Raw genomic sequence first — 2,277 nt, 5'->3', positions numbered from 1 at the left:
TCGCACAAGATCGTCAGCGAGTGCTCGCTGCCCCTCACCGGCAAGGCCGTCGTGCAGCGGATCATCACCGACCTCGCCGTGCTCGACGTCACGCAGGACGGTCTGGTCCTGCGTGAACTGGCGCCCGACGTCACCGAGGAGCAGGTTCGCGAGGCGACCGGAGCCCCGTTCAGCGTCGCCCTGGACTGACGACGCGAGGCCCTCCGGCCCCGGGGAGACCCTCTAGGAGACCGTCCACCACGTGCTGCGCAGGCCCAGCGCGGCGCTGAAGGCCGTTCCCTTCACGGTCTTCGAGCCCGCCGAGCCGATGACCGTCATGGTGATGATGCGCCCGCCCCAGGCATCGATCCCGTCACGCTTGTCGATGCGCAGCGCCTTGAGCTTCCCGATCGTGGGGTACGCCTTCTCGATCGCGCTGATCGGCAACGTCTTGGTCCACCGGCTCGTGCTGCCCGACGGGACCGCGTCGTAGGGGTCCGCCAACGACACCTGGTACGGCAGCGCGGTCTTCACGGTGCGGCCGCCGTTCGAGGACCCGAACTCGGTCAGAGCGGGAGACCCGTTGGCGAAGAGCCCGAGGCCGGCCGTCGAGGCGACCGCTGCCGTCGACCTGGCGTTCTCGTGGGGGACCTGCGTGCCGGCTGTCGTGTAGCCCGCCATGCCTCGGTAGACCTGGCAGCTCGTCGAGTCACAGGTGTCGTACGGGGTCCCGGGCGCCTGGTTGGCACGCTGGTGGGCAGCATAGGTTCGTGCGGCGACCACCTGCGCCTCGAGCGCCGCCGTCGGCCAGGACGCCGGCATCTCGGACGGCACCACGCTCTGGAGGTAGTAGTCCATCGACACCACGCTCAGCGTCATCATCCCCGCCCCCCAGCGGATGCCGCGCACCGTACGGCGGTAGTCGCGCTGGGTGCCGTCGGGCAGGACGACGCGCACCGCGCCGAGCGATGCGTCCGTGAACGACAACGGCACCGTTCGAGCCCGCCAGCTGCTCGTGCTGCGCCACGAGCCCTTCTCGAGCCACTGAAGGGTCAGGCCGGTGCCCTCGGGCACCAGACGCCACCGCTCGCGCGGGGTCCCGTCGGAGTTGCGCACGGCGAGGGCGCCGGTCTTGGTGCCGTCCGAGACGACCAGGCCCGGTGTGGTCACGAGCTGGGTGGTGGTGGATCCGAGGGCGGTCAGACGCACCCGCATCGTCGGGTTGCCGATGCTCGTGGATCGGGTCGTGCCCGGGTAGTAGAAGGACAACATCTCGTTGCGGCTCAGGCCCTTCAGGGCCGCTCCGTAGGCGCCGTACTGGCTCATCCCCCGTCCGTGCCCGTAGCCACGGCCGGACAAGGTGAACGACGTGCCAGCAGGCCGGGGGTAGGTGGTGGAGGCCGAGGCCGTGGCGGCGGAGGGCGCGGACGCACCGACGCCTGCCGCGCTGCTCGCGGAGCCGGTGAAGACGGCGCCCGCGGCCACGGCGAACGCGACAGTGACCCGAAGTGCTCTCATGGCTCCTCGCCCGGAAATCTCGGTACGGCCCGGCACGGACCGGCTCACCCCCAAGAGGGCGTGGGTTCGGCCACGTTGGCCGACCGGTGACGCCGCAGTCTGCCACAGCAGCCACTTCATCCTCCATGGCCACAGCCGATCGGATCTGCTGCCCTCGCTATGCTGCCCGCATGGCATCCACCGGGGACGAGCCACCCGGCGTCGGTGGCAGCCTGCGCTCGCGCGCCGCGCTGAGTACCATTGCCACCGCGGTGCAGGGGCTGGGGCGCCTGCTCTACAGCGTGCTCATCGGCCACCTCGGTTCGCGCGAACTTCTCGGCCAGACGAACACCTCGTTGTCGCTCTCGGTGCTCACCAGCCAGCTGTGGGCAGCCCCCGCGGCGACGGCCGGCACCCGCTTCGTGGCCATGAAGGCGACCCTGGATGACCCCGAGGGTGCCGCGACGGTGGCCCGCCACATCGCCACCCGCACCGCCCTGATCAGCATGGTGCTGCCGACCGCGGTCGCCCTCGCGGGGTCGGCGTGGCTGGGGTTCGGTGCCGCGCACACGATCGGCACGGTGGTCCTGGCCTTCACGTATTCCATGTACGTCACGCTGCGCGGGGTGCAGTACGGAGCGCTGCGCTTTCGCCACGTCGCCGTGTGGGACGCCATCGCCGCCGCCACGGCACTGCTGACCGTCACCGTCGTCCTCGCCCTCGACCTCACCGTCGTGGCCCTGCTTCCGCTGACCCTGGGCTACGCCCTGTTCGCGGTCGCGTCGTGGCCGGCCCGGGTCG

Annotated in this window: 1 protein-coding gene and 2 pseudogenes; 2 read left to right on the top strand and 1 reads right to left on the bottom strand. The window is 71.0% G+C overall.

All coding sequences use genetic code 11. The features are described from left to right. Positions 1-189: pseudogene (locus tag PLL68_RS14075) on the top strand (succinyl-CoA--3-ketoacid-CoA transferase); the annotation flags it as partial. Between the two features lie 33 nt (positions 190-222). On the opposite strand, the gene PLL68_RS14070 reads toward PLL68_RS14075, so the two are convergent. Next, positions 223-1,497 (bottom strand): SpoIID/LytB domain-containing protein, encoded by a 1,275-nt coding sequence (locus tag PLL68_RS14070; RefSeq protein ID WP_324535136.1) that lies wholly within the window; start codon positions 1,495-1,497, stop codon positions 223-225. A 170-nt stretch (positions 1,498-1,667) separates the two neighbouring features. Between PLL68_RS14070 and PLL68_RS14065 the strand changes: the two are divergent. Then, positions 1,668-2,277, top strand: a pseudogene (locus PLL68_RS14065) (hypothetical protein); the annotation flags it as partial.

Origin of the sequence: Ornithinibacter sp. (assembly GCF_035443565.1) — a bacterium.
Classification (GTDB): Bacteria; Actinomycetota; Actinomycetes; order Actinomycetales; family Dermatophilaceae; genus Fodinibacter.
The sequence above is the reverse complement of the archived record's forward strand: the minus strand, read 5'-3'. Positions and strand labels throughout refer to the sequence as shown.